Source organism: Bacillus sp. PK3-067 (genome assembly GCF_056738645.1).
This window is the reverse complement of record NZ_CP096490.1, coordinates 1,480,286-1,506,860: the sequence shown is the minus strand read 5'-3', so window position 1 is coordinate 1,506,860 and position 26,575 is coordinate 1,480,286. Positions and strand designations below refer to the sequence as shown.

The 26,575-nt window shown below is 34.9% G+C and carries 25 protein-coding genes, 3 other RNA genes, 1 pseudogene and 2 riboswitches; of the genes and pseudogenes, 3 read left to right on the top strand and 26 right to left on the bottom strand.

All coding sequences use genetic code 11. From position 1 onward, the window contains the following. Nucleotides 1-3: 3 nt before the first annotated feature. The 9 genes from M1D73_RS07915 to M1D73_RS07875 all read right to left on the bottom strand — a co-directional run bounded on the left by M1D73_RS07915 (nt 4) and on the right by M1D73_RS07875 (nt 7,735). The gene (locus M1D73_RS07915; RefSeq protein WP_002182617.1) at nt 4-624 is read right to left on the bottom strand and encodes a CpsD/CapB family tyrosine-protein kinase; all 621 of its coding nucleotides are present in this window, start codon (nt 622-624) and stop codon (nt 4-6) included. Then, nucleotides 611-1,354 carry a YveK family protein gene (locus M1D73_RS07910; RefSeq protein ID WP_000807058.1) on the bottom strand — a complete coding sequence of 248 codons (744 nt, stop codon included), beginning with the start codon at nt 1,352-1,354 and terminating at the stop codon, nt 611-613. The genes M1D73_RS07915 and M1D73_RS07910 overlap by 14 nt, the downstream gene beginning before the upstream one ends. Beyond that, the gene (locus tag M1D73_RS07905; RefSeq protein WP_000833055.1) at nt 1,355-2,548 is read right to left on the bottom strand and encodes an acyltransferase family protein; all 1,194 of its coding nucleotides are present in this window, start codon (nt 2,546-2,548) and stop codon (nt 1,355-1,357) included. Between the two features lie 328 nt (nt 2,549-2,876). Continuing rightward, nucleotides 2,877-3,017 carry an FbpB family small basic protein gene (locus tag M1D73_RS07900; RefSeq protein ID WP_001228048.1) on the bottom strand — a complete coding sequence of 47 codons (141 nt, stop codon included), beginning with the start codon at nt 3,015-3,017 and terminating at the stop codon, nt 2,877-2,879. A 355-nt stretch (nt 3,018-3,372) separates the two neighbouring features. After that, nucleotides 3,373-4,239: a 5'-3' exonuclease gene (locus M1D73_RS07895; protein WP_000757072.1), complete on the bottom strand. Its 867-nt coding sequence runs from the start codon at nt 4,237-4,239 to the stop codon at nt 3,373-3,375. A 132-nt stretch (nt 4,240-4,371) separates the two neighbouring features. Beyond that, complete coding sequence (locus M1D73_RS07890) at nt 4,372-5,097, bottom strand: P-type ATPase actuator domain-containing protein (protein ID WP_000964949.1); 726 nt, start codon at nt 5,095-5,097, stop codon at nt 4,372-4,374. A 335-nt stretch (nt 5,098-5,432) separates the two neighbouring features. Beyond that, nucleotides 5,433-5,598, bottom strand: a riboswitch (M-box (ykoK) riboswitch). 204 nt (nt 5,599-5,802) lie between these two features. Continuing rightward, nucleotides 5,803-6,189: a DUF350 domain-containing protein gene (locus tag M1D73_RS07885; RefSeq protein WP_000606868.1), complete on the bottom strand. Its 387-nt coding sequence runs from the start codon at nt 6,187-6,189 to the stop codon at nt 5,803-5,805. Further along, entirely contained in the window at nt 6,182-7,420 is a 1,239-nt protein-coding gene (locus tag M1D73_RS07880) for a glutathionylspermidine synthase family protein (protein ID WP_000084932.1), read from the bottom strand. Before M1D73_RS07880 ends, M1D73_RS07885 begins: the two co-directional genes overlap by 8 nt. A 3-nt stretch (nt 7,421-7,423) precedes the next feature. Beyond that, a complete protein-coding gene (locus tag M1D73_RS07875; RefSeq protein ID WP_000169030.1) occupies nt 7,424-7,735 on the bottom strand; it encodes a hypothetical protein in 312 nt (103 codons plus the stop codon). Between the two features lie 83 nt (nt 7,736-7,818). Here M1D73_RS07875 and M1D73_RS07870 point away from each other — a divergent pair, with 83 nt between their 5' ends. Further along, the gene (locus M1D73_RS07870) at nt 7,819-8,268 is read left to right on the top strand and encodes a hypothetical protein (protein WP_001235523.1); all 450 of its coding nucleotides are present in this window, start codon (nt 7,819-7,821) and stop codon (nt 8,266-8,268) included. A 54-nt stretch (nt 8,269-8,322) separates the two neighbouring features. On the opposite strand, the gene ssrS (M1D73_RS07865) is transcribed toward M1D73_RS07870, so the two are convergent. From ssrS (M1D73_RS07865) to M1D73_RS07845, 5 genes are all read right to left on the bottom strand, one after another. Further along, a non-coding RNA gene (gene ssrS / locus M1D73_RS07865) (6S RNA) lies at nt 8,323-8,506 on the bottom strand. Between the two features lie 21 nt (nt 8,507-8,527). Continuing rightward, nucleotides 8,528-8,710: non-coding RNA, 6S RNA (gene ssrS / locus M1D73_RS07860), on the bottom strand. Between the two features lie 116 nt (nt 8,711-8,826). Then, nucleotides 8,827-9,660 carry a sulfurtransferase gene (locus M1D73_RS07855; RefSeq protein WP_071740361.1) on the bottom strand — a complete coding sequence of 278 codons (834 nt, stop codon included), beginning with the start codon at nt 9,658-9,660 and terminating at the stop codon, nt 8,827-8,829. Between the two features lie 2 nt (nt 9,661-9,662). After that, nucleotides 9,663-9,935: a YpbS family protein gene (locus M1D73_RS07850; protein WP_000451814.1), complete on the bottom strand. Its 273-nt coding sequence runs from the start codon at nt 9,933-9,935 to the stop codon at nt 9,663-9,665. Nucleotides 9,936-9,955: 20 nt separating this feature from the next. After that, complete coding sequence (locus M1D73_RS07845) at nt 9,956-10,423, bottom strand: GNAT family N-acetyltransferase (protein ID WP_000117692.1); 468 nt, start codon at nt 10,421-10,423, stop codon at nt 9,956-9,958. Nucleotides 10,424-10,495: 72 nt separating this feature from the next. On the opposite strand from M1D73_RS07845, the gene M1D73_RS07840 reads away from it, so the two are divergent. After that, the gene (locus M1D73_RS07840) at nt 10,496-10,750 is read left to right on the top strand and encodes a DUF3931 domain-containing protein (RefSeq protein ID WP_000369740.1); all 255 of its coding nucleotides are present in this window, start codon (nt 10,496-10,498) and stop codon (nt 10,748-10,750) included. Nucleotides 10,751-10,753: 3 nt separating this feature from the next. Here the strand turns inward: M1D73_RS07840 and M1D73_RS07835 are convergent, their stop codons facing one another. Further along, the gene (locus tag M1D73_RS07835; RefSeq protein ID WP_121868167.1) at nt 10,754-14,413 is read right to left on the bottom strand and encodes a dynamin family protein; all 3,660 of its coding nucleotides are present in this window, start codon (nt 14,411-14,413) and stop codon (nt 10,754-10,756) included. A gap of 550 nt (nt 14,414-14,963) precedes the next feature. Here M1D73_RS07835 and M1D73_RS07830 point away from each other — a divergent pair. After that, nucleotides 14,964-16,127 (top strand): DUF418 domain-containing protein, encoded by a 1,164-nt coding sequence (locus tag M1D73_RS07830; protein ID WP_000193190.1) that lies wholly within the window; start codon nt 14,964-14,966, stop codon nt 16,125-16,127. Nucleotides 16,128-16,142: 15 nt separating this feature from the next. On the opposite strand, the gene pbuX is transcribed toward M1D73_RS07830, so the two are convergent. The 11 genes and pseudogenes from pbuX to M1D73_RS07775 form a co-directional block, all read right to left on the bottom strand. Beyond that, nucleotides 16,143-17,465: a xanthine permease PbuX gene (pbuX, locus tag M1D73_RS07825; RefSeq protein WP_048538184.1), complete on the bottom strand. Its 1,323-nt coding sequence runs from the start codon at nt 17,463-17,465 to the stop codon at nt 16,143-16,145. A gap of 3 nt (nt 17,466-17,468) precedes the next feature. After that, nucleotides 17,469-18,062 carry a xanthine phosphoribosyltransferase gene (locus M1D73_RS07820; protein ID WP_017657090.1) on the bottom strand — a complete coding sequence of 198 codons (594 nt, stop codon included), beginning with the start codon at nt 18,060-18,062 and terminating at the stop codon, nt 17,469-17,471. 108 nt (nt 18,063-18,170) lie between these two features. Beyond that, nucleotides 18,171-18,272: riboswitch (purine riboswitch) on the bottom strand. Nucleotides 18,273-18,388: 116 nt separating this feature from the next. Further along, nucleotides 18,389-19,135, bottom strand: coding sequence for a type I methionyl aminopeptidase (locus M1D73_RS07815; protein ID WP_121868166.1), 747 nt, complete (start codon nt 19,133-19,135; stop codon nt 18,389-18,391). A 138-nt stretch (nt 19,136-19,273) separates the two neighbouring features. Beyond that, a pseudogene (locus M1D73_RS07810) lies at nt 19,274-19,747 on the bottom strand (GNAT family N-acetyltransferase). A gap of 47 nt (nt 19,748-19,794) precedes the next feature. After that, nucleotides 19,795-21,312 carry a carboxypeptidase gene (gene ypwA, locus M1D73_RS07805; protein WP_121868165.1) on the bottom strand — a complete coding sequence of 506 codons (1,518 nt, stop codon included), beginning with the start codon at nt 21,310-21,312 and terminating at the stop codon, nt 19,795-19,797. Nucleotides 21,313-21,413: 101 nt separating this feature from the next. Continuing rightward, on the bottom strand, nt 21,414-23,351 hold the full coding sequence (locus tag M1D73_RS07800) for an ATP-dependent DNA helicase (protein ID WP_000493709.1): 1,938 nt from the start codon (nt 23,349-23,351) through the stop codon (nt 21,414-21,416). A gap of 139 nt (nt 23,352-23,490) precedes the next feature. Next, a complete protein-coding gene (locus M1D73_RS07795; RefSeq protein WP_000368570.1) occupies nt 23,491-23,673 on the bottom strand; it encodes a DUF3921 domain-containing protein in 183 nt (60 codons plus the stop codon). 61 nt (nt 23,674-23,734) lie between these two features. After that, nucleotides 23,735-24,874, bottom strand: a complete 1,140-nt coding sequence (locus M1D73_RS07790; protein ID WP_000521224.1) for a THUMP domain-containing class I SAM-dependent RNA methyltransferase — start codon at nt 24,872-24,874, stop codon at nt 23,735-23,737. 180 nt (nt 24,875-25,054) lie between these two features. Then, nucleotides 25,055-25,445: RNase P RNA component class B (gene rnpB, locus M1D73_RS07785), an RNA gene on the bottom strand. Between the two features lie 86 nt (nt 25,446-25,531). After that, entirely contained in the window at nt 25,532-25,867 is a 336-nt protein-coding gene (gene gpsB / locus M1D73_RS07780; protein WP_000622431.1) for a cell division regulator GpsB, read from the bottom strand. A gap of 97 nt (nt 25,868-25,964) precedes the next feature. After that, nucleotides 25,965-26,519 carry an SLOG family protein gene (locus M1D73_RS07775; protein WP_000862908.1) on the bottom strand — a complete coding sequence of 185 codons (555 nt, stop codon included), beginning with the start codon at nt 26,517-26,519 and terminating at the stop codon, nt 25,965-25,967. Between the last annotated feature and the right edge of the window lie 56 nt (nt 26,520-26,575).

The following is a 26,575-nucleotide window of genomic DNA, read 5'->3' as shown; positions in this document are numbered from 1 at the left end:
CATTCAAGAATATAAAATTATACCTATTAATTCACATTCTTTCCTATTTATATCCGCTATTACTTTTTGCACTGTACGTAATGAATCTTTTTGCTTTTTAACTGCTAAAACCACTCCATCGCATTTCCCTGCAATAATGTGCGTAGCAGGAAGTTCAAATACTTCAGAAGAATAAACGAAAATGTAATCAAAATCTTCTTTCCACTTAGCAATCGCATTATCAAATTCATCCATAGCAACTAAAGGCGTCCCTGTGTGTACTGTTTTTTTTGCAGGAATACAATATAAGTATTTAGACAAATTACTAGAAAAAGATTCATAATTGCAGGAGGAGGAGCTTATTATATCGTTTACTGTTATCATGTGATCACTTTGTAATAATACATGTAATTTAGGGTCAGAAAAATTCACATCAATAAGTAACACCTTTTTCTTCATTTCTGCAAACACTAGACTCATATTTACTATAAGTGAGGCAACAACCCCTCTGTCCTTCGTTGAACTAACTGTGAATAGTTGTTTTCCAGATTTTTTCAGCTCGTGATACACCGTATAAAACTGCTCTTTCATCAGATCATCATGCAAATCGAATGGCAGCTGTTTCTTTGTCCTAAACATCGACATGTTCACCTCGATATATAGATGATTGTTTATCAATCTCTGTAGATTTCTGTTTTCTATTCGGTTTCACATTTATGTGACCAATAACAGAGACTGTTGTTATTTTCTCTAAATCTTGTTCCGTGTATATACGTTCATCAAAATAATCTCGAAATACAGCTAAACCTATCCCAACAAAAAAACTAACAATTAAAGAAATAGGAATGATCAGTTGAAATTTCGGAAACAATTTTTCAGCCTGTTCCTGTAACTCAGGATCCGTCAACACTTTCACACCTTGTACATTTGTGTACTGTTGAAAACTTTGTTGTGATTGCTCTGCCAATGTCTTTACAATGTCTTTCACGATTTTCGGATTGGAATCTTTTACTGTAACAGTTACAATTTGTGAGTTGTCCGTATTCACAACCGAGATTTTTTGTGCTAATTCATAACTTGATTGCTCTAATTTCAAAGTTTTTTTGACTGTTGAAATAATTAATGGGCTTTTTAAAATATCAACATACGATGTTACTAGTTGCTTATTTTCTTGTGTTTTATTTGTTGAATTTTCCTTATTAAACTCATCTAAATTCCCAACAAGAATTTGCGTTGAATATTGATATGACGGCTTTAAAACATACATAGAGATAAGAACTAAAGAAGCGGTTAAACAACACATCGTTAAAATAATCGTTACGAATCTTCTTTTCAGTAATTGTTGAAAATCTTTTATACTCATTTCTTGCTTCAATTATTTCACCGCCCTTTTCTGAATAACATCCTGCAATTCACTCTTTACAGATAACCCTTTCTCTCTTCTATCCACTTGTTTTGTTACATACTTTCCGACTCCGAATGCAAATTTTTCTACATATACATACGAAAGCATTGCAAGTATAAACGAAAAAACAAGTGAAAAAATTAAAATAATAGGCAACGGTAATATTTCATGGAGCATGTATATAAGGGAAAACAACGATATAATATGGTATAAATAAAGACTGTAAGAAATCTTCCCCAAATATAACAAATATTTATTATGTAGCAAGGACGACAAAGTTGATATTGACAAACTTAATATGACAAATAGACTTGCACTTATCGCCACTACGTAGTCTCGAAATATAAAATTATTGAGCACTTTAATTTCTCCTATAAGCCCTTCATACATAAAAAGTAAAATCGCAAATAAAAACCATGCAATTTTTGTGTTTTTAGTACAATTACTATAAAAAACTATTAAATTATTTTTATACTTCGCAACTAGTGCTCCTAGTAAAAACAGTACTGTGTAATGCAATGTTAATGCATAGCTTGTTAATGTTAAGCCCGAGCGAAACAAAAATAATATTACGACAGAACATATACTAAAACTAAACAATAATAGTAATGAACACCTTAACGTTTTTCGTAAGCAAATCATCAAAATTAACGGAAAAATTATTGATATTCGCATTTCATGGACAAGTGACCAAATCACACCGTTATATGCATCTGTATTATATTTCCCAACCAATAAAATATGTTGTGCGATTAAGCTTGAAGAACTTTCAATCGTCCATGAGCGATTAAACCATTCACTTAAATAAGAAATACCATATTCACTAATTGTAATCTGGCATACAATAGCTATAATTATTGCCACAATATAAGGAATATATATTCTGCATATACGTTTTAAAAGGTATGACCCATAGCTACTATAGTTTTTTTGAATAGATTCATACAAAACAAATCCGCTCAAAACAAAAAAGATAATAACTGATTCGTTACCACTACTAAAAATTAGACGAGCAGGCGTTTCTTTTAATAGATACACAACAAATGGTTTATTATCTTCATAACTGTAATTTTGAAATGCTGAAAAAATCATTAAATGATGACCAATCATTACTACTAATGAAGAAATCCCTCTTATAGAGTCCAATTCTTCGTATCTTTTCATCTTTTTACATCAACTCCTAATGAAATGATAATAATCATTTCAAAGCGACATCTTTATTCATATTCCTCTCCTTTCTTTTCATTCCAATTTTTCATATTAAAATGATTTTATAGTATAAATTTGAGTGTATTGTAACATTTTTTGTAATATTTTGAATAGAAAATCTCAAAAATTGGTATATACCAATTTCAACCTCGAAAAATGAGTAATATTGATAGAAAAACGCTATAAAAATATCTTGCATATTTACAAAATTAAAGAGCTGAATAGCGTTTTTTCAATATAAAATAAAAAAGATAGCCTACATAGGCTATCTTTTTTATTTTATTTAATTACTGGCACCACTATATGCTACATGTCGTTTCTCAATTCTCTCTTCAATTTCTTTCATATTTTCTTTATTATTTAATAGTGATTGTTTATTTTCAATTAATAATTGTTTAAAAGATTTTCTCACTTTTTTTCTCATTTTCATTGTCCTCCTTGGGGGATGGTTTATATAAAAGATAAAGAATTATCTGTGTGTTCTTATAATAATTGATTGTTGTGAATTCTATTTGAACTTCATATGAAAATTCCGTTTATTTTCTGACAACTTTGTGAACACGAAAAAATGATTATCTAAAACTATGTTGAAATTAATTCACTTCATGATAAAAGTTATTATTTTCATCAACTTTTATCATTATATCTTGTCGAAATATTTATATATTTAAAATTGAGTTCGACATAATTTTATTTATTATCATACTGTTTACAAAAACAAAAAGAAGGTGTCACCAAGTCAAAGTTCGACTTATGCAACATCCCTCTTCCCAAACTATTTATAGCATATTTATTAATATTTCAGGTCTTCCCCAATTCATTTCTTCACAAACAAATCTAAGTTTTTCTTCATCCATTGTGTGTAATCCTTCTTCTAGTGAACATGAAATTGGAACTTCACAGTGAATTTGGGCTAATTGTAACGAAATATTTAAGTTCTCTAAATCACTTTCAATCTTCGTACGCTGCGCTTTTGTTAATGACTCTACATTTTCTAGTACAGCGGATACTGTTCCGTGCTCTTGAATAAGCTTATACGCTGTTTTTTCACCGATACCTTTTACCCCTGGATAATTATCACTTGTATCTCCCATGAAAGCTTTTGCATGGACGATTTGCCACGGCTCTACACCTTTTTCTTCCATGATTTTCTCCGGTGTGTAATATTCGTAATTTCCAATTCCTTTACGCAGAAGCATAACTGTAACGTTCTTATCAACAAGTTGAAGTAAATCTGTATCACCAGTTAAAATATAAACTTCAGCTTCATTGCAATATTGTTTTGCAAGCGTACCGATACAATCGTCCGCTTCGTAGCCTTTCATACCGATAACTGGAATGGATAATTTCGCAGTCATTTCTTGCACTAAATCAAATTGAGGAATTAATTCTTCTGGTGGCGCTGCACGATTTGCTTTATAATTCGAGAACGATTCTGTTCTAAATGTCGTACTTCCCATATCCCAGCATGTAACGATATGTGTTGGTTCGATCGCTTGCGTAGCTGTTAACAAGTGTTTCATATAACCATGAATCCCGTTCGTAGGGGTTCCATCTTGTCGTTTCATAAATTGTCCGTAGACACTTGTTGCGTAAAAAGCACGAAATAATAGTGCCATACCATCAACTAATAATACTTTTTTCATAATTCCTCTCCTATTAAAAAAATAATAACCTCACGTTATCACGTAAGGTTATATAAATAGATTACCATTCTACGTTTTTGCTCAACTTTGTCTATTATACATTGTTTTTGTATATTTAGCACCATTAACACATTAAGACGTTCTACTACAACAAGTATGCAATATGCCTGAATACGTATTTTTTCCAGTAGAAACAACGATAGCTTTTGCATTTCCACTAACGATATGCGAACCTTTAAAACATACATTTTCAAGCTCAAGTGGATTATAATCTTTCATCCGTTTTAATGGAATAAATCGTTTACGTTCAAGATGATAGCAGCTCTCAAACTTCTCTATATTCGCTTCGTTTCCCGTTAACACAGACTCATTCACTAATAAATCATCTGCATAAATAATACGTACATCAGCTGGCACAGCATCTCCAGCCGAAAGAAAAATCATATCTCCAGGTACAAGTTCTTGCACTGGTATCTCCATCATTTTCAGTTCACTATTTAACCCTGTACTACTAGAACATTCTACTCTAGATACAGTAATCGTTTCACGTTGTAATTCATCACACACACGTTGTTTTGAAAAACCTGGAATCATGCCACCAAGCTTCATCATTACTTCTGCGAGAAGTGCTCTTTTTGAAGTTAGTTCATTTCGGCCATATACTTGAATACGTTTTTGCGCCTCTTTCATTGATAGTCCGTCTCTTGTTGTTTTAAAATATGCAAATACAGATTTTACATCTCTTGTTGCAATTTCAATTAATAAATCTTTATTTTTTTGGAGCATTGTTTGTTCTTTTATTGATTTTTTACTTAGTTTATATGACGTGTTACCCACAGTTTTGTTTGCATATAACATATTATCGTCTCCTCCTTTACAACATAGGAAGAAACGCTTTGTTTCTCAATTTATCCACTTTACTGTGAAAGTGTCTCGCGTTTTATAAACGCTACATTATGATAAATATAGAGGGAGGAACAAATCGTTTCCTGCCTACATCATATATTTTTGATTTGAAGTATATGGGTAACGGAACCGAGTCAGAATTTGACATGCTCCTCACCTCCTCGTTTAATTTTATAGTTTATACTATGAAATTACTCATAGCTTGGTAACAAAAAAGGCCCCTACCCTTAAGAGAGTAGCGGCCATTACATACACAAATAAACGATTTCTAATATAATTAGAAATCTACGGACCTCTCCCTCACCGAGTTTTAGCACTGTATAGCATAGGTACATTACCAGCTACGTTAAGAAAAACCTTAATTCGATCATTCCTGTTGACCCATTGGCGTCTCTCGACATTTTTGGGCAGTAGCATTTCTCTATACAGGAGCCTCACCTAACAGAGACTTATTTTCATTACATTGAAAATGTTACTCTTATTTAAAATAGATGTCAACCGTAGCCTACAATTTTTTCAAAAGGTATGGCAAACTAACATATATAAAGTGTAACTTTAATCAGTGGAGGTTTTGTTCATCCCCCACTGATTATTAGCCCTCACCAATCGGGCTTTTACGGGATAAAATAAAAAACTTTACGTTTAAACGTAAAGTTTTTAATAAGTTATACAACCAGCAATTACAATCCCAATTGAAATTGATAAAAACATAAGAAAAAGACCGACTGCTTGATTATCTTCTTCGAGACTTTTGTTTATATTAAAGCGTGGTGTAAGCCACTCAGCTAAATAAAAGACGATAATTTGAGCCAAAATCCCAACTGCTCCCCACGAAATCATATCAAGAAGTGAAATTGAATTAGCTGCTGTCGAATATAAAACAACAGCTAACCCAAGTAATCGTCCTCCAAGCACATAGCTTACCGCCTTATTTCCTTGAGCCATTAACTTAAATTCCTTTACTTTCGTTGTCACTTCCATCAAGAACAGACCTATACATAAAAGGCCGAGTGTTACTACTAAATATAATAAAAAATTAATCATTTTTTCCCCTCCTTTTTATACCTACCGGTAAATAGTACGATTCATTTCCTGTAATCTTTTCTCCCGCACGAATACCGATACTACTCGCTTTTCCAGCAATTAAAAACGAACCAAACACATATGACAGTTTCTCGATCCCTTTTTCTGTTTCCAAGGATACGACTGGCAGTTCGATATACTTTTGAAATATCGGCAGTGACGCTTTATATGTTTGGTGTGCATTTTGAAGCATAATATTTTCGTCTTTATCGCGAATCGTAATTGTATCTCCTTCTCTCCCAAATGAAGGTTTTTGAACGAAAGAACCTTTTCCTAAAAATAAATCTGGTTCTAAATATGTAGGTAACATATATTCTTTAATCCACTGTTGTTCCTCATTTGTATAAAAGGCCTCTTCTTCTGCTAACCCCCAAATAAGACACTGAATTGATTTTGGCTGAAGTAAAAATGCTGACAAAGGATTTATTATAAAAAGCTTTCCGGCTTTTACAAGTTGTAACAATTCCACACCTACCAAATCTCCTGTTTCAGGATCTTGATCCTCAATTAAATCTTCTATCGGATATGTTTGGCGATATAAAACATCAATCTTCGCCCCATCTTTATCGACTAGAGCATCCTTTGTAATTCTAAGTTCTGACATTGGCACTACTTTATTTTCAACATGGCATAGCTGACTTAAATACATAGTGGTATTCCAATCCTCGATATGTTCATGATGTGCTGAAAAAACAACATTTGGATTATCTAATCCCTTTGTCGCTTCCATTACTGCTTTCGTTACACCAGAAGATAGCAATCGTTCTTGATCCGAGTTTGGATCATCATAGCCTAGATTTCCACATACTTTCCCATTCATTTGAAAACATTCCACAATAAAAGTTGGTGTATCACTATTAAACTCAAGCATTTTGATTTTGTTATCCTCTGTTACAGCAAAATCAAATCGCGAAATTACAGATTCAGGATAGAGCCCTTTCATTCTAATGAAAGATAAACTCGCGGATGGAAAGCCAAGATCTAGAAGCTGTTCGTCACTTAAATTACGCAGCAGTCTAGCAGTCTTAAAAAATATTTTCCCCATTCGTTCAGTCGCTAAGTGTAATTGGTCCAAAGTCTGATTTGTTATAGAAAAAACATGAAACAAACTATACTCACATTCATATAAATCCGACCAAAAATCCGGATATTTTAAATAAAATTCTTTTCGATCCCTTATGTATTGCGACATATTTTAGCCCCCAAATCCTCCCTTTGAACCGCTTCCAATTCCACCTTTAAATTCAGCAGACGATTGATACGATTTAAACGCCGATGAATTTTTAAAAGTGGATTTATTTTGATAGTATCGCCCACCATAGAAATAATGCCCACGATAACCTGAACTACTATCATCACACTGCCATACCCCAAGTTCATCATCCCAATCCCAATCAGAACAACTATTATCATTTGGTTTTGGGGGAAGATCTTGTGCGCAACCAAATAAAGTGCCAGTCATTAAAGACGTTACGACACCACCTACTAGCCATTTCGTTTTTGTCACCTTCGCACTCCCCTTTTTAAATTCTATTCCTATTATATAGGATGGCATGATAAAGTAGAAGAAAAAGGAAGAAGAGGGATTAAATGCGCTTAGAATATCGACTTAATGATGAAACGAAAGGGTATCCTGCTTTATGGAACTACGCCAATATTTCTAATTCTGAAATTATCGCACGCATGACTTGTGAATATTTTATTAAAGAGAAAAATACTTATGTTGTTACTGCAACTTCGGTTGATCCAGACGGAACAGCAGTTATTTATATTCAAAAAGAAGTTTTCGCAAATGACCCTTCAGACCCTACATACTCCTACATCGGTTTTGAAATTAGAGAACTAAGTGAAACGAGTTCAAACATAGTAGATAGTCAAGATGTATGGAACTATGAAGAAATTTTACCATCTCTTCATTCAGATATTATATATATTCAGCGAGACGGCATGTCTATGGAGTTCTCCTTAGATTCAAGAGAGATTGATGAAGACAGAAAGTGCTACATTTATTACGGAAACTTCACAGGTGAATCAAGATAATATTGATATATCTATGCAACAAAAAAACCTTACGTATAAAACGTAAGGTTTTTATATAGCCCCACATATGCCGTTCTCTCTAGATGTCCATAAACCTGCTCTCACAGGTGGATGCTCTCACAAATGTTTGTAACTTCCTTCTTAAAAAGATGGCATGTTAGCTACATTTAAATATTGAACTTCCATATTAAACTTATTGGTTTAAGACATGCATAAGCTACGTACACCGTAGGAATTTTATATAAGGTTAGTTGAAATAAGACCCCCGCACGTGCCGCTCCTCGTAAATGTCCAAAAACCCGCTACTCGCAGGTGGATGCCCTCACAGTTACCGTACATCTTCCTCCACAAGGAAGGCTTGATGATGGTCGCTAAATATTGAGCTTCCGTATAACTAACATCGGTTTTAGACATAAATAAGTTACGCACACCGCAGGATGTATTATTTACTTGTCGTTATATTATCACATTGTTTCTAATGTGTAAAATACAAAGTTTTTCGAGCAATCTCTTGCTTGTGACCTTATTTTAATACAAATTATTTTTGCATGCAAGTGATTAATCTTCTTCTTTTGCAATTTGATTTTCTGGATAAGAAATCCAATCACTCCAGCTACCTGCATACAATTTTACATTTTGGAATCCAGCCAATTTTAATGCAACGATATTTGGACATGCCGTAACACCAGAACCACAATATACAATGGTTTCCTTATCTTTCGAAAGATTTTGGAAGCGTTCTTGTTGCCCAGCTCCATTCTTAAATTGTCCTGATTGCAACATTCCATCCTTCCAAAAATGGTTTACCGCTGTCGGAATATGACCTGCTTTATGATCGACAAGTTCCTCGACACCAGCATAACGCTTTGGCTCTCTAGAATCAATTAATGTAACATCCGCACCTGCACGGATATTCTCTCTGACCGTTTCCATCGTTACAAGCATATGATCTTGTATGTTTGTTTTGAATGTTTTTCGTATAACAACAGGAATTTCCGTTGTTGTCGGTAGTCCATTCTCTTTCCAAGCCGGGAAACCACCATCTAATATATATACTTTCTCATGTCCTACATAGTTACATAACCACCATAAACGAGCAGCATTTGCACCGGCTTGACTGTCATACGCAATTACTTTCGTATGTTCATCAATACCAGCCTCCGAAAGCTTGTCTGCAAACTCCTCAATATTTGGTAAAGGATGGCGGCCACCATGTTCTGCTATAGGACTTGATAAATCTAAATTCAAATCAAAATATAACGCATGAGGAATATGTCCTTCTTCATACTTTTCTCTACCCCAATTAGGATTCGCTAAATCAAAACGACAATCGATTATACGGACATTCTCATCTTCTATATGCTCACGTAACCATTCGACTGTAACTATCATCTTTAACGACCTTCTTTCTCTTTCAAACGACTTACATACTCCATAACCATTTCTTCTGTAACATATTTACGCTGCAAGGTAATACCATTTTTTGCAAGATCATTAATTTGCTTCGTTACAACATTAATGACATCAACCGAAAATTCTTTCCCATTTGACGCAAGAGATACGGCAGCTTCAATAGCTGCTTCACGCTGTGCATCTAATTGTAAACATGCTTTTACACTTTCATTTTGTTTACGAGAATGTGCTGTAATTGCTTTATGTACTTCCATCTTCTCTTCCCCCTAAATAGTTATACGTTTTTATTCAATTCCATTGCAAGCCGGATCATATCACGACATACAATCCCATTTTCAATAATCTCTTCTTCATAATGCTTCGAAAAGTAATCAAAATCAATAGAAAAAATACGAAATCCACATTTTTGATATAAAGCAAGTTGTGAAACACTAGAATTGCCTGTACCAACTTCAAGTTTTGACATACCATATCCTTTAGCAGTTTCTACAGCATGCCTTAATAGCTTCTTCCCAATCCCTTTTCCTTGTAAATGCTCTGCAACCGCAATATTCATGATTTCCATCGTCTTTGGCCTTGTTTCCAAAAGAACATATACACCGATAACGCTCCTCCCCTGCTTAGCTACGTATGTTAATCCTCTTTGTACATATGTAGCTATTTGCCGTTCACTTGGATCAGCAAGTAGCAATAAAGACTTCGGTATAGCCTCTTTTGGAATACGTTCTATTACAACAGACATAAAAAATTCCCCCTTCTCTATTGTTCTAAACCCTCCTTGTCTACCATAAGTAATAGAAAGGAGGGATTCACCATGGACAACAATGAGAAAAAATGCAACGTCATCTCTATTGATGGAAAGAAGAAGAAAAGCGACACGTATTCCTATCCAAAATTAGTAGTTGAAAACAAAACATATGAATTTTCTTCATTCGTCTTATGCGGTGAAACACCAGATGGCAGACGACTCGTTCTTACTCATATGATTTCTACCGATGAATTTGCTGGATTTGTAAAATCTTTAGATACTGTACTGCAAAAGAAAATTGAACGAATCTTTTTCTCATAACGACTATATAACATAAATTTCTTTTTCAATCTCTACTAACTGCTTTTGCAATTGTTCTTTACTTTGTTCATATAGAGATACATCGATCGTTTCAGCCAATGCAAACAATATACTTTCATAATAGTTCATCACATCTTGCTGCATCACTTTTTGGAATAAGTTCCACTTCATATCCCACTCTTGCTTATAATGATGAACAAATAAATCTTTTTCATCAGCTACATAGTTTGATACGAACGGTTCTAATACAGATTTAGCGTCTTCTTGCATAAAAGCTTTGTCATTCTTTTCAAAAAAGCTTTTCTCATTTTTAAAATGTGCCAGTGCTTTTTTGAAATCTTTTATTTCAACTGAAGGGAACGGTTCTTTATGTGTAATATCTTTATATTCATACTCCACTATTCCATTCATAGAAATTGATTCATTTTCTACTTTACAGTTCACTACAATTTCGTCCTTTGCACGCTTCATCGCTTCGTCTATCCATTTTTCAAGGCGTAATGATGTCGCACGCATTTCTTGCAATAAATCATGCTGAATAAATGCTACTAATTCCATAACACACTGTTGCAATTGTGTTTTCACATTTCCATCCGTTCGAAGTGACGCCGGATTAATAAATTCAGTAAACACATCGTTATAGCGCAGGAATAGACGCTGTTGCACGTAATAAAGCAACTCTTTCACTTCATTTTGCATCGCCTGTTCTTCAGCAAGTACACTATATGATGAAATGATATGAAGTAGTTGATCACGCTCTGCTTCATATTTTTTCGTTTGCTTCTCTTTCTCTTCATTCCCCTGTTTTGCACCCTTTATCATGTTTACTAAAAGCTGATCTGCCCCTTGCAAAGCACCATATAGAGCATGCACAGAAACAAGCATTAAATCTCTCATCATAAAGGACGTAAATGATTCCTCAAACTTCGTAATCCCAGAGTTTTGTAAAATACCATACTTCTCTTTTTCAACATTCTTTCCTTGTTTCTCTTCAAGCGCACATAAACTTGAAATTGCAAATAAACGCGGATTTCTAATACCGTATTGCAGCAGCTGATCTGCGATATAACCTTTTACCATTTCAAGTTCTTCTTCAGACTCTGCTAAATCCGCCGCATTAATTAAGAAGAACATTTTATCAAGGGCAAAAGTATCCTTTACACGACCAAGCTGAATTAAAAATTCACGGTCAGCACGAGAGAATACATGATTATAATATGTTACAAATAAAATAGCATCTGCGTTTTTAATATACTGGAATGCAACATCCGTATGGCGAGCATTAATAGAATCCGCTCCAGGTGTGTCTACAAGCGCTACTCCCTGCCTTGTTAAAGCACAATCATAATAAAGTTCCATATACTCAACGAAGCATGATTTCTCTTCATTCGCTACATAATCAGAGAACTCTTCTAATGTAACTTGTACTTGTTCTCCTAAATAAGTAGAAACTGCATCATATCCTTTTTGTACCGCTCGTAAAAAGCTAAATGTTGTTTTTTGCTTCCCAGTTGGTGAAGGATATTTCATAACTTTATCAATTTGTGCTAACGCTTCATCTAACGTAGCAATCTCATAATGAAACAGCTTATAAACAGCTTTCATATCTTCTAATAACGCTTGCTTTGATTTAAACTGAACAATTACTGTTCCGTGTGGTTTTTCCTCTGTAACCGGCAAAATTTGATTAATCGTTGCCGTCGTCGGGTTTGGTGATACAGGAAGTACTTTCTCACCGAGTAAGGCATTGGCAAATGATGATTTTCCAGCACTAAATGCCCCGAATAACGCTACTGTAAATTGTTTTGTTTCCACACGTCTTCTTTTCTCTATTACCTCTTGCTGTACATGTTTCAGCGCTGGCAATGGCTCTAATATCGTTTCAGCTTTTTTCACTTTCTCTAATATCCGCTGAATATTTAAAGCCGTCGTTCCTTTCAGCTCTTCTTCATGAACCGCTACGTTATCGCTTACGATTTCCTGCTCTTGTAGTGTAAATTTCTCACTAACAATTTGCTTTTCCCTTTGCAATATCTCATCTATTTGCAGCCCTTCAGGCGTAGCAACATGATCGTGCCAAACATTTCGTAAATAGTCTTCATATGCCTCCAAATTGTTACTGTATTGTAATTGTGTTTCTTTCGCCGTTTGCAGCATCGTATATGTTTCAATCTCTTCTTCAATACGAGCAACTGCTTCTCTCACCTTTTGCTTTAAAACGACCGCACTTTTATCAAAAATTTGCTGTGCTTTTATAAAATAACGTTTCTTCAGTTCATTCGCTACATCCGCTGTATAAAGAAGTAAGTAATCACCTGTGAAACCTGCGCCTTGTTTAATTACTTCAGCCAACATTTCTGGTCCGAAAGCAATTTCTAACCCATATATGTCTTTCCCAATTTCCTCCGTGAACAATCCTTCTTCTTTTAAGAAGGCTACAATAAATTCCTTCACATGAAAATCAAGCTGCGTTTCAACAGTCTTTTGAAGGGCAGAATAAAACGCCTCTACACGTCTTTGTTTTTTTTGCTCCGTCTTTCCTTTCGCAAATAGCAAACCGACCTTAAATTTTGTTAATTTCGTTTCTAAATATGCATTTGCCAATTCTCTCATTTCAAACGGCATTAAATATGCGTTATCTAATATAGCTTGTAAACCTTTTATAAATTCATTTCTCACATAAGATTCTTTACTTGCCTCACGATTTTTCGCTTCCGTTAACTCTTCCTTCTTTTCAACTACCTCTGAAATAGAAAGTGGTGATGCTAACTCTTCCTCATATTTCAAGAGAGCTTTTTCATTTTCAGAAACAATAAACGAGAAATGTTCTCCCATTAAATATTCTGTTTCTCGCTCCATTCCAGTCCTTACATACTGCTCTTTTTCTTTCATAATAGAAGTAATTAACGCTTCTAAGCTTCTAATTTCATTATGTGGATGGTTCATCATTCGTAATGACGTATAATAAACACCATCTACTTCAATATCCCAGTTAGAGAATGATTGTTTTACACTATCTTTATAATTCTCAAACGATAATTCATTTTCTTTATGTTTATCTATTTGATTTACAACGAGATAAACCGTTTTATTACGTTGTTTCAATTCTTTAACAAATTGTAAATTCACTTCCGATTGGACGTGATTATAATCCATCATATAAAAAATGACATCTGCCAGATGAAGTGTCGACTCTGTCGCTAATTGATGGGCATCATCTGTTGAATCAATCCCTGGTGTATCAACTAACATAACCCCTTCAGGAATCGGCGCGTCGTTTCGATAAATATGAACACCAATTACTTCATCGCCGTCTTTACAAATTTGTTTTAATTCTTCTGCTGAATATGCACCGTCATATTCGTACTGCTCTCCAGATTTAACCGTTACAACAACACGATCCATTCCTTTTTCAATTTTGACAACGTTAGCGCTTGTCGGAATTGGACTTGTCGGTAACAACTGCGCTTTATATAGATGATTCATCATCGTTGATTTCCCTGCAGAGAAGTGACCGCAGAACGCTATCATAAGCTGTTCTTGTTTATATTTTTGAATTACCTCAAACAACTTTAAACTATTCTCTGCATCGCCGTGTTTTTGCCACTCTTCATAAAAACAAACAAGTTTTTTCATACCGTTTGTCTGTACTATGTTTGTCATCCCCTTGTTCCCCTTTATCCAAGATGTATATACTTTTCCCCGCTATTTGCGAGCTCATAACCAGTGAGAGTTACACCTACCCATTGATTACAGTTTCACTTTACTATCATACTAAATTTTCAGCATATTCTCATTAAAAATAAAAAATCCCTTTCATTCTTTTTACAAATGAAAGGGATTTTATGTCATATCACTCATTTTGCTGTTCCTACTCCATTTAAAACATACTTCGCAATAACTGCATATACAGCGACTGTACCTGCTACTAATGCATATACCATACTTACGCACCAACCTTTTTTTGATAATGATTATCACTTTTGAATACAGTTTATCATTAAAGAGAATCATTATCAACACTTTTCATAAAGAAAGCTCCTTATAAGAAGGAGCTTTACTGCCTGTTTTGAAAAAGGTTAAAACTTGTTGTGCACTCTTATTATATCTCATCCTACATAACTTAACAGTTTAAAAAAATGGAAATATCCCCTATCCCCTCCACCTTACATTTCGTATAATAAAAGGGAATTACTTAACAAGGAGGAAAAAAATGACACAAAATCTCACACAAGGCGAGAGGATACACTCCATTGATATTATTAGAGGAATAGCTGTACTAGGTATTTTTCTTGTGAATTGGCCTGTTATCGCCGGGGTTGACTCACGTGATCTTTCAGGAATTTACGAAGGGATAGACAGCTACATTCGCCTATTTTACGATATGTTTATTCAAACGAAATTTTATACAATTTTTTCGTTTTTATTCGGATTAGGTTTTTATATTTTTATGAGTCGTGCTGAAGCGAAAACAGATCATCCAAAAATTTTATTTGTTCGCCGCTTACTTATTTTATTATTATTCGGTTTCTTACATTACGTTCTTTTATGGGACGGAGACATTTTACATACTTATGCGATTGCTGGATTTTTCTTATTTTTATTTTATAAGAGAGAACCTCGTACTATTTTAATATGGGCTATCGTTTTATTGAGTATTTTTCAATTCATTATGCTAATGGCTGGTATTACGGTTGCATTGGTACCAAAGGAAGAGCTAGGTTTTTCCTTACCTATCATGCCATTAGAAGACTGGCTGTCACAAATACAAAATCGTTTCCATGCATTTTACGCTGATGGAATTGGATTAAATTTACTTATGCTCCCAGAAACAGTTGGGCTGTTTTTACTTGGTTTATACGCCGGCAAAAAGGATATTTTCCGCCGCGCGAAAGAGTTAGATCCAAAGCTTAAAAAATGGCAAATTATTATGTTCCTTTTTACATTACCAATGTGGTTCTTCATGGTTCGTTACTTCTTATCAAAACCATTTTATGAACCAATTTATATGCAGGTCTTTACAATGTTTAGCGGAAAAACGTTATTCATATTCTACATTTTCACACTAATGCGTTTATTACAAAAAGAAAAATGGCAAACGTTATTACGTCCATTCCAATACGTTGGACGAATGGCATTAACAAATTACATCTCGCATACAATTGTTACATTACTTGTATTTGGTCTATTTCTTAAAAATTATTATCCTGCTCCATTATGGGTTGGACCAATATTCTGCATTAGTTTCTACACGTTACAAATCTTTATTAGCCGCTGGTGGCTTTCACATTACCAATACGGGCCACTTGAGTACATTTGGCGTCTTGGTACTTACGGGAAAATGATGCCACTTAAAAAGAAAAGCAAGGTCTCATAACGAGACCTTGCTTTTTTACGCTTCTCTTACTGCATTTTGCATAGATACTGGCTCTTCTTCTACTTTCACTTTGCGCTGCGGCACCATATTAAATACGATATTTAAAAGTACTGCTGAAGCACTTCCAAGTACAATTCCGTTATCTGTTAAAATACGAATGCTTTCTGGAAGTTGTGAAAATAATGTAGGAACGACTGTTACGCCAAGCCCAATTCCGACAGAACATGCAACGATTAATAAGTTTTCTTGTCTTCCGAAGTCAACGCTACTTAACATTTTAATACCATATGCCATAACCATACCGAACATCGCTAACATCGCACCGCCCAGTACTGATTTCGGAATAATTGTTGTAATAGCTGCGATTTTAGGAATGAAACCAAGTGCGATTAACATACCACCGCAAGTATAAATAATAACGCGATTTCTTACTCCAGTTAATTGAACAAGTCCTACGTTTTGAGAGTATGTTGTATATGGGAACGCGTTGAAAATACCACCTAACACCATCGCTAATCCTTCTGCGCGATAGCCTTTTGTTAATTCTTTTTCACCGATTTTTTTATTGCAAATATCAGATAATGCAAAGTATACACCCGTTGCTTCTACAATCCCTACACAAGCAACGAGAATCATCGTAATAATTGGTGTTAATTCAAATGTTGGTGTACCAAAGTAAAATGGTTGAATACCGTGGAACCAATCCGCCTCTCCAACCGCTTGCAAACTTACTTTCCCCATAAACGCTGCAACGATAGTACCGAACAATAGACCTAGTAAAATAGAGATTGAACGAATAAATCCATCAAAGAAACGATACATAATGATGATAAATAATAACACACCAAATGCTAATGCTAAATTTTCAAGACTACCGAAATCCTTACTTCCTACTCCTCCAGCCATATCATTAATTGCTGCTGGAACAAGTGTAACTCCAATTACAGTAACAACAGATCCTGTTACAACAGGTGGAAACAGTTTTACAAGTTTTCCAAATAATTTCGCAAAAATAACAACGAATAACCCAGCAGCAATAATTGCTCCATAAATTGAAGACACACCGTATTGTTTTCCAATCGCAATCATCGGTCCAACGGCTGTAAATGTACAACCAAGTACAACGGGAAGTCCTATACCGAAAAAGCGATTTGATAATGCTTGTAAAATTGTCGCAACGCCGCACATTAATAAATCAATTGAGACTAAATATGTTAACTCTTTTTGATTTAAACCAAGTCCACCGCCCACAATAAGCGGAACGATAATTGCTCCAGCATACATTGCAAGCATATGCTGCATACCAAGCGATGCAATTTTAAATGGATGCTGCTTCATCGTTTATTTCACCTCCGCAGTTTTTTGCTGTACAAATGTAACTGTGCCGTTATCAAGTGATGCAATTTCTGCTAGTGATTCAACACGAACGCCTTGTTCACGAAGCTTCTTTCCTCCATCTTGAAATGCTTTTTCAATAACAATTCCAATCCCTGCAATACTCGCTCCAGCTTGCTCTACTAAACTCATTAAACCTAAAGCAGCCTGACCGTTTGCTAAAAAGTCATCGATGATTAATACACGATCATTTTCATCGATATGATTTCGAGATAATGAAATTTCATTTGTTTCTTGTTTTGTAAATGAATATACGTTTGCAACGTACATATTATCTTGTAACGTTAACGATTTACGTTTTCGTGCAAAAATTACTTTTACACCAAGCTCTAATGCAGCCATAACTGCTGGTGCAATGCCTGAAGATTCAATCGTCACGATTTTTGTAATGTTCTCTTCTTTAAAACGTTTAGCAAATTCTTTTCCGATTTCTTGCATAAGTACTGGATCAATTTGATGATTTAAAAAAGCATCTACCTTTAATACGTCACCAGATAAAACCTTTCCTTCGTTCAAAATCTTTTCTTGTAATACTTTCATGTTTGTTCCCCCTCTTATGCAATAAAAAAACTCCAAAAGCCACCACCACTCGTTACAAGTGAGAGACGCGCTTTTGGAGTTTCGCAAAAAAAGAATGCTAAACAAGCAATTATATTCGTCCTCACTCATAGTCAAAGTATTTACGGTACTTCGGTAGAAACTTGCAGGCCATATCCCCGCGATTATATGAGTGTAGCTAACTATTTATTTTATAGAAGGATTATAACGTACTTTTTATGCTTTGAAAAGCATTTATCGAAAAAACACGTACAAATTTTTAAAAACTACTATTTTTGTTCGAGTTTTGCAAACTCTTTCATTTCCAATTACAACTTCGTTAAAATGATTGGCCCATCTTTTGTAATCGCAATTGTATGCTCATATTGAGCTGATAATTTCCCGTCCATCGTTCGTGCAGCCCACCCATTTAAATCTACTTTAGAATATCGCATACCTATATTTACAATCGGTTCAATTGTAATTACCATTCCTTCTTGTAACTGAGGTCCTTGTCCTTGTTTCCCAAAATGAAAAATTGCTGGTTCTTCATGAATCTCTTTACCGATTCCATGTCCCGTAAAGTCTCTTGCAACAGAAAAACCTTCATTTGTTACATAACTTTCAATTGCATAGCCAATATCTCCTACATGATTACCAATTACCGCCTGGTCAATTCCTTTATACAAAGCATTCTCAGCTACTAACAACAACTTTTCTGCTTCATCAGAAACTTTTCCAACTCTATACGTCCAAGCAGAATCTGAAAGACCTCCATTTAAGTTTACTACCGTGTCAATTGTTACAATATCACCCTCAGTTAAAGGAACATCGGCCGGAAACGCATGACACATTTCATCGTTTACAGATGCACATATCGCATATGGATATCCGTTGTACCCTTTCTGCTCAGACGTTGCACCATGCTGTTCTAAATATGCTTCAACAAACGTATTAATTTCTTTTGTAGTAATACCTGGTTTCATCATCTTCGCAATTTCTCTATGACATGAAGCAAGTAATTTTCCAGATTTATGAATTAACTCTATTTCATTTTTCGTTTTAATTATACTCATGCTGTCTCTCCTTACTAAACTTGCTATTTACTATTAAACTTCAATCATACACATCCTCTTCCAAAATTTCAAAACTTCCAATTACAAAAAGTATGATTTATTTCTGCATAAAAAAACAGAAGGAGATTCTTCTGTTTTTTAATCATTTTTACATATATAATTCATTTTCAAAAACTCAAAACAACTACCATTTGTTTTCTGTATAAACGTTCCAACTACTTCAAACCCTGCCCTTTTATACACTTTAATCGCTCTCTCATTAAATATAGCTACTGATAGTGTTATATACTTGCATCCATATTTTTCTTTACTAAAAGCTAGTATAGCGTTTTAGAACTGTAAACCAAATCCGTTCCCAGTCATATTAGGTCTCATTCCAAGACCAATATCAACCGTTCCGTCATTTATTTTACAAACAGTAAAATAACCAATGAGAGTGCCATTTTTCTTCACAGAAAATGTATGATCCCCTCTACTTTCATCATGTAAAAATTCAGCTAAATCTTCTTCATCTGCCTCTATATCGTAAAAGGAATATTTCCCTTCATAATGCCAGTTGTATGCAATTTCTTCTGCTTCTTCTTGCGTCATTACTGTATATGTATAGTCCATTCTCCCATCCCCCTTTAAAAAAGAGCTGCAATTAAGCAGCTCTTTTTTTACAACTCATAAATCTCTTTATATTTCGCTTCTAAATAATCGGCTAAGTAGTTTGCATTTAAGCCTTCACCTGTTACATCTTCTAAAATTTCAAGTGGCTTTTTCGTTTTACCGTATTGGTGAATATGTTCTGTTAACCATTCACGAATTGGTGTTACGTTTCCTTCTTCTAATAATGCATCAAAGTTCGGAATGTCTTTTAACATTCTTTGCTTAAATTGCGCTGCATACATGTAACCAAGCGCATAAGATGGGAAGTATCCAAATGAGCCACCAGCCCAGTGAACATCTTGCAATACACCTTGTGCATCATTTTCCGGACGAATTCCTAAATATGCTTCCATCTTATCATTCCAAGCTGCTGGTAAGTCCTTCACTTGTAATGTACCATCAAATAATTCTTTCTCTAATTCATAACGCACCATAACATGAAGCGGGTATGTAAGCTCATCTGCTTCTATACGAATGAATGACGGCTTCGATTCGTTAATTGCATCATAAAACTCATCGACTGACATATCATCAAATTGACCATCGCTATACTCTTTTAATAAATCATAATTTTTCTTCCAGAATGATTTATTACGGCCGATAAAGTTCTCAAAGAATAATGATTGTGATTCGTGAATACCCATAGATGTACCACTGCAAAGTGGTGTACCTTCAAATTGTTCTGCAATGTTTTGTTCATATACTGCATGACCACATTCATGAATTGTTCCAAATACAGCCATACGGAAATCTTTTTCATCATAGCGTGTCGTAATACGAACATCCCCTCTATTTAATGTAATTTCGAAAGGATGTACTGTTTCATCAAGACGACCTGCTTCAAAGTCATAATTCAATTGCTTTAATAGTTCTAATGTAAAGTTCTTTTGTTTTTCTTTTGAAAACTGTTCCGATAAAGCACTTGTTTTTAATCCTTTTTTAGACTCAGAGATTTCTTTTACAAGCGGCACGATGCGCTCACGAAGTTGACCAAATACGTGATCTAAAACTTCTACTGTAATACCTGGCTCATACATGTCTAATAATGTATTATATTTATATATTTCATAACCCCAATATGTAATAAATTTCTTTTTAAATTCAACAATTTTTTCTAAGTACGGGCGGAACATTTCGAAATCAGATTTTTCGCGAGCTTCTTCCCACACACTCTCTGCTTTCGCTTCTAATTTCACATAAGCCTCATATTCAGCTTGTGGAATTTTTTTATTTCTATCATATTCTTTCCGACACTCTTCAACCATTTTCTTTGTCGTTTCAGAAAGTTTATCTTCACGTATTAAAGCTTCAAGTTCTGTTAAATAGTTTCCCATCTCATCTGAAGTCGACATAGCAAACACTTCTGACGAAAGCATACCAATTACTTCTGAACGCTGATCTACACCTTTTTTGGGTGCACCTGTTCTTAAATCCCAAAACATTAAACTTAATGCTTCTCCGTAATTTTGTATCTTCTTCACGTATGTTAAAAATTGTTTTTCTACTTCATATGTAGCAACTGTCATCGTATAAAAGCCTCCTTTTTCTACCTCAAATTTAATTCGACACAGAAACATAAATTCCTTTTATAATAGAAAAAAAGCTTGGCAAGCGCCAAGCTTTCTCCTTATAATTCTTTACCTTCTACTGGCAGTACATTTTTCACAGCTGCAACTACTTTCTCATCTTCTGAATCAGATAAGAAAATTGATATAGCACCTTTATCTTCACTTGTACGAATTAAACGCCCAATTCCTTGACGAAGTCGTAAAATCATATATGGTACATCTACATCCCAGAATGGATCATTTACGTGCTTACGTTTCGCTTCAAACACAGGATCGTTTGGAGGGAATGGTAAAGACCAAATAATAACGTGCGATAATGATGAACCAGGAATATCTAAACCTTCCCATAAATGAACCGCACAAAGTACAGTCTCTTCTTCATTTTGGAAACGAGAAACGAGCTGGCTAATTTCCTGATCTCCTTCATATAAGAACGGAACCGACATTTGCTCTTTACTTACATACTCTTTGAACGCTGCAAGCTCTTGCGTTGTACGGAATAATACAAGCGTACGTCCATTTGTTTTTTGTATATTTTCAAGTGTATATTGACACTTTCTTTCCCATTCATTTTCTTTCGTATGTGATAGTAAGTTTACTGTCATTTGCTCTTCGTAATCAAACGGTGAAGCAACTGAGAATGACAAGTAATCTTTTACCCCTAGGCTATTAGCTGTGAAAGCGAATGAATCGTTGTTCGATAATGTCGCAGAAGAGAAAATATACGGTATTTTCTTCGAGAATACTTTCTCTTGTAACACTTCTTCAACTGCACGTGGCATAATAACTAACGTGAAGGCACCATCACCTTCTTCACCCCAAGTAATTACATTTTTCTCGTGCATGAACAGACGAAGTGAATGTTCTAATACATCTAAATGCTCATCAACAATATTTAAATCATACGTGTTTACTGTATGCATTTCACTTTCGAATACTAATGCATCTCCAACTTCACCGATTTTTGCATAAAGTCGTTTCGCTTCAGCTGTTACTTTTTCTGTCACAGTAATTTCTAGACGATCAGAACCGGCAATTTCCTTTTTATTCTCTTGTAACACATCAAAGAATCGTTCAGTTTGCCAAATTGTTTCTTCTACTAAATGTGCAAACTCCTCACGAATATCGTTTTGTAGCAATCTCGTTAATAGTTGCTCCATCATCGTTTGCTTTAAACGGTATGTTAAAGCTTTTTGAGCTGCATATTCTACAAGATGTCCTTCATCGAATACAACGCAGCTACTTTCTGGTAATAATGGAATTTGCCCTTCACGCTTACGAGCATCGTACGTCCAAATATGATCCATATAGAAATCTTGAGAACAAATAATTAAATCTGCTGCTTTACGATAATGTTCACGAGAAAGAGTTTGTCCACAACGATGACGAGAATCACAAGTAAAGCAATCTTGGAAGTAATCCCAATTTACTTTTGACCATTCTTCGTCATTTAAAAGTGGAAATTCTTTTCTGTCACCATAGTGAGTAAAGTTTTGCATCGTACCATGATCGAATACAAACTGTGGTAACTCGTAATATACGTCTTCAATTACTTCTGGAGCTCGTCCACTCATAACATCTTCAAGTTTACGTAAGCATAAATAATTATCCATTGATTTTGCAAGCCTTACATCAACAGATAGCCCTAATGCTTCAGATAACTTAGCGATGTCCCCTTCTTCTTTCACAAGCTGCTCAATTAACGTTTCATCTGCACAAGCAATAATAGCTGGTTTCCCAGTATAACGCGCGTAACAAATTGCATATAGAAGATATACAATTGTTTTCCCTGTTCCTACACCAGCTTCTGCGAACATAACTTTCTTTTCTTGGAAAGCGCGTTCTAACTGAAACGCCATAAAAATTTGTTCATCACGCTCTTCAAAGCCTTTTTCCGGAAGGATGTCGTAAAACACATCTCCAATCCACTCATTCAACTTATCATAAAAATTATCTTGTTTTCCTACTTCAAATGGTAATCTCTTCTCAGTAAACATCCTTAGCCTCCAACCAAAAAGTTTTTCTATAAAAAGATAATAGCAACTGCTACGCATATGTGTGCAGCCACTTTCCCCTGTTGCAATACATAGAAATTCACGAAAAAAAATTTTCCTTTCGAAAAAGGAAAATTTTCTTCTATATTAATGACTTTAAATACCGTTTATCAATCGCTGTTTCATGTGAAAGAGCTGACAAATATTCTTCTTGTGCTTTTTGTATTTCATCTACAATCGCACCTTGACTATCCACTTCTTTTCCGAGCTCATCATACGTACGGTGAATAGCTTTTTGAATCATTGATAATTGAAAATTATCCATATGACTTCCTCCTTTACGCATTACATAATAGCCAGTATATGCGCGCTAGAGGAGTTTTATACTATGAATTACGCGGTGGACGTTTTCCGAAGTATTGGTAGTAATCTGTACGGATAAATCCGTTAAACAGCTTACGCTTCTTCGACGCATCTTTTCCGTAACACTTCTCAAATGCTTCGTAGCTTGTTAATACATACGCTGACCATGTATCTAATGGGCGGAATACTTGTCCCATTTCTTTATACAGTTGTTCAACGAGTGCTTTTTCACTTAAACGTTCTCCGTATGGAGGATTCGTTACAACGTAGCCATAATCCTCTTTTGTTGTGAAATCTTTTACTTGCATTTGTTTAAATGTAATTAAATCGCCTAAGCCTACTTCTTCTGCGTTATCTTGAGCAACTCGAATCATACGATGATCAATATCTGATCCAATGATTTGTAATCGTTGATCATAGTTCGCTAAATCTTCAGCTTCTTGACGAGCTTCACGCCAGTTTTGTTTACCTACCCAGCCCCACTCGTCAGATGCGAAACCACGGTTAAATCCTGGTGCAATGTTTTGTCCAATTAATGCTGCTTCAATCGGAATTGTACCTGATCCACAGAATGGATCAACAAATGGACGATCTGGCTTCCAGTTTGTTAATTTAATTAAAGACGCAGCTAATGTTTCTTTTAACGGAGCTTCCCCTTGATCCATACGGTATCCACGTTTATGAAGCCCAACACCGCTCGCATCAATTGTTAATGTTGCAATATCCTTGAGCATTGCAATCTCGATACGGAATAACGGACCATCTTCTTCAAACCAAGTTGTACGTTTATATGTTGTTTTTAATTTTTCAACGACAGCTTTTTTAACGATACGTTGGCAATCCGAAACACTGAATAATTCAGATTTTAAAGATTTACCGATAACAGGGAATTCACCATTCTCTGGAATATAATCTCCCCAGTTTAATGCTTTTGTTTTTTCAAATAGCTCATCAAATGTCGTTGCTTTAAATTCGCCAACTTTAATTTTTACACGGTCCGCAGTACGTAACCATAAGTTCGTACGACAAATCGCCTTTTCATCTGCTTCAAATGTTACTTTGCTGTTTTCTACTTGACATTCATAACCAAGATCGCGAACTTCTCGGGCAACTAACGCTTCAATACCCATTGCCGCTGTTGCAATTAAAGTAACTTTTCCCATTTGCATTCACCTCTTATGTATATTCAAACAATAATTAATAGCAATTGGTCCTATTAATTATTACATTTTACGAAAAATTTTCTCATTAACCATTTTAACTCATACTTTATAACTTCATACAAATAAAAAGCCCTCCTCTAACAAAGGAGAGCTGAGTTATTTCATAGTTGGTTCATAACGTTCTGTAAGCCATGTTCTGTTCCTTTGTACTACAAACGGCCCACGCCTCGTACTCCGGTGGCAATCATCTATCTACAGGTTATAAAACCTGTCCTTTCCCGTCGTTCATTTCCTTGGAAAAGATTCCCCTACCATTATTTGGGTTTCTCGCTCGTGGGGTTTACCTCGTTCCACTCCTATCATTTCTTCAAGGACTTCGTCACTGTGGCACTTTAAAGGTAGTCAAACCATATCCGAAAGGACTTAGGTTTTTTCCCTGCCGTTAAACCAGCCTTACAGCCAGAATACCCTAGCTTATGAATTGGCTAGGCACGAACACTACAGCCATCTCAGGCCGTGCGAGCATGGACTTTCCTCTACAACGTTGGCGTTGCAGCGATTACCCAAACGTTATGACATCCATTAGTATAGTGGAAACAAAAAGATTTTGCAACGTTTTTTTCTATGTAAAATGCTTAAACCTTTTCCCACCTTACATCATTCGTATAACTTACTTCCAAATACAGCTTTTTCTAAGTTAGATAAGCGTTTTAAAATATCCGTATTCGTGTTGTTATAAACCGGTTGTGCAACTGGTGTTTGTACAGGTTGTTGTGGAACTTGCGTTACTGCTAGTTTTTGTTCCTCTAATTCACGCTTTAAACGAGCATTTTGTTGCTTTAATTGCTCAAACTCTTTGTGGAAAGCTTCATAGTCTTTAATGATCATATCAAGAAACTTGTCTACTTCTTCTTGCTGATAACCTCTCATACCTGTTTTAAATTCTTTTTCTAAAATATCTTTCGCTGTTAATTTAATTTTATCCGAAATCATTTTCTTCACCTCAAATTTTTACCAAAACTTTCATTAACTAAATTTTTTCAGAAACAATGCTTTTTGTCAATCATATATACGAGTACTATATTACATATTACTCTGCATTATTCCACTGTTCCTCTTCTATTATATCTTGTAAATCAGAAAAAAGAATGAAATAACTGTGATAATTTTCTATTTCTCCTTTTTTCTTTGCTGATTCTACAATATATTTGGGACTTCCTGGTTTTTCTTCATCGTATACCGCTAAAAGCGCATCACTTTTTTCAATAAAAAATTGATTTTTTAATTTAAATTGCTCTGGGCTTTCATACTTCCGTTTCGTGATACTATCAACATGGTCTGCTTGAGAAAGAATAAATTCGTAATATTCACGATTATCTTCTTTCCAATTTTCTTCTTGTTCTAAAAACGGAGTGAATACCGCTAATTTTAAATCAGGATATTCTACTTGCATTTCAAAAACAACTTCAGCAGCCCATAATTCTACACCTAATTGGCCGCTTATTATAACCCATTCTAAACCATCTTCTACAAAAGTGATTAATTTACGGTGTAATGCTTTCTTTATACACTCCACTCCTGGATGATCATTTTTAAATATTCCAAGTTCAAATGGCTTATATCCTGTTACTGCAATAACTTTCATATCAACACTCCAATTACAAAAAAAGAACTAGCATTTCGCTAGTTCTAACATATCAT

What these genes read in the sequence shown, in the direction of transcription:
- M1D73_RS07830 (WP_000193190.1), top strand. Translation starts at nt 14,964, where the DNA reads ATGACACAAAATCTCACACAAGGCGAGAGGATACACTCCATTGATATT.
- pbuX (WP_048538184.1), bottom strand. Translation starts at nt 17,465, where the DNA reads ATGAAGCAGCATCCATTTAAAATTGCATCGCTTGGTATGCAGCATATG.
- M1D73_RS07905 (WP_000833055.1), bottom strand. Translation starts at nt 2,548, where the DNA reads ATGAAAAGATACGAAGAATTGGACTCTATAAGAGGGATTTCTTCATTA.
- M1D73_RS07795 (WP_000368570.1), bottom strand. Translation starts at nt 23,673, where the DNA reads ATGGATAATTTTCAATTATCAATGATTCAAAAAGCTATTCACCGTACG.
- M1D73_RS07900 (WP_001228048.1), bottom strand. Translation starts at nt 3,017, where the DNA reads ATGAGAAAAAAAGTGAGAAAATCTTTTAAACAATTATTAATTGAAAAT.
- M1D73_RS07890 (WP_000964949.1), bottom strand. Translation starts at nt 5,097, where the DNA reads ATGTTATATGCAAACAAAACTGTGGGTAACACGTCATATAAACTAAGT.
- M1D73_RS07870 (WP_001235523.1), top strand. Translation starts at nt 7,819, where the DNA reads ATGCGCTTAGAATATCGACTTAATGATGAAACGAAAGGGTATCCTGCT.
- M1D73_RS07850 (WP_000451814.1), bottom strand. Translation starts at nt 9,935, where the DNA reads ATGGAAGTACATAAAGCAATTACAGCACATTCTCGTAAACAAAATGAA.
- M1D73_RS07835 (WP_121868167.1), bottom strand. Translation starts at nt 14,413, where the DNA reads ATGACAAACATAGTACAGACAAACGGTATGAAAAAACTTGTTTGTTTT.
- M1D73_RS07885 (WP_000606868.1), bottom strand. Translation starts at nt 6,189, where the DNA reads ATGATTAATTTTTTATTATATTTAGTAGTAACACTCGGCCTTTTATGT.
- M1D73_RS07855 (WP_071740361.1), bottom strand. Translation starts at nt 9,660, where the DNA reads ATGATAGTTACAGTCGAATGGTTACGTGAGCATATAGAAGATGAGAAT.
- M1D73_RS07915 (WP_002182617.1), bottom strand. Translation starts at nt 624, where the DNA reads ATGTCGATGTTTAGGACAAAGAAACAGCTGCCATTCGATTTGCATGAT.
- M1D73_RS07815 (WP_121868166.1), bottom strand. Translation starts at nt 19,135, where the DNA reads ATGAGTATAATTAAAACGAAAAATGAAATAGAGTTAATTCATAAATCT.
- ypwA (WP_121868165.1), bottom strand. Translation starts at nt 21,312, where the DNA reads ATGACAGTTGCTACATATGAAGTAGAAAAACAATTTTTAACATACGTG.
- M1D73_RS07775 (WP_000862908.1), bottom strand. Translation starts at nt 26,519, where the DNA reads ATGAAAGTTATTGCAGTAACAGGATATAAGCCATTTGAACTTGGAATA.
- M1D73_RS07820 (WP_017657090.1), bottom strand. Translation starts at nt 18,062, where the DNA reads ATGAAAGTATTACAAGAAAAGATTTTGAACGAAGGAAAGGTTTTATCT.
- M1D73_RS07840 (WP_000369740.1), top strand. Translation starts at nt 10,496, where the DNA reads ATGGACAACAATGAGAAAAAATGCAACGTCATCTCTATTGATGGAAAG.
- M1D73_RS07800 (WP_000493709.1), bottom strand. Translation starts at nt 23,351, where the DNA reads ATGTTTACTGAGAAGAGATTACCATTTGAAGTAGGAAAACAAGATAAT.
- M1D73_RS07845 (WP_000117692.1), bottom strand. Translation starts at nt 10,423, where the DNA reads ATGTCTGTTGTAATAGAACGTATTCCAAAAGAGGCTATACCGAAGTCT.
- M1D73_RS07880 (WP_000084932.1), bottom strand. Translation starts at nt 7,420, where the DNA reads ATGTCGCAATACATAAGGGATCGAAAAGAATTTTATTTAAAATATCCG.
- M1D73_RS07790 (WP_000521224.1), bottom strand. Translation starts at nt 24,874, where the DNA reads ATGGGAAAAGTTACTTTAATTGCAACAGCGGCAATGGGTATTGAAGCG.
- gpsB (WP_000622431.1), bottom strand. Translation starts at nt 25,867, where the DNA reads ATGATTTCGGATAAAATTAAATTAACAGCGAAAGATATTTTAGAAAAA.
- M1D73_RS07895 (WP_000757072.1), bottom strand. Translation starts at nt 4,239, where the DNA reads ATGAAAAAAGTATTATTAGTTGATGGTATGGCACTATTATTTCGTGCT.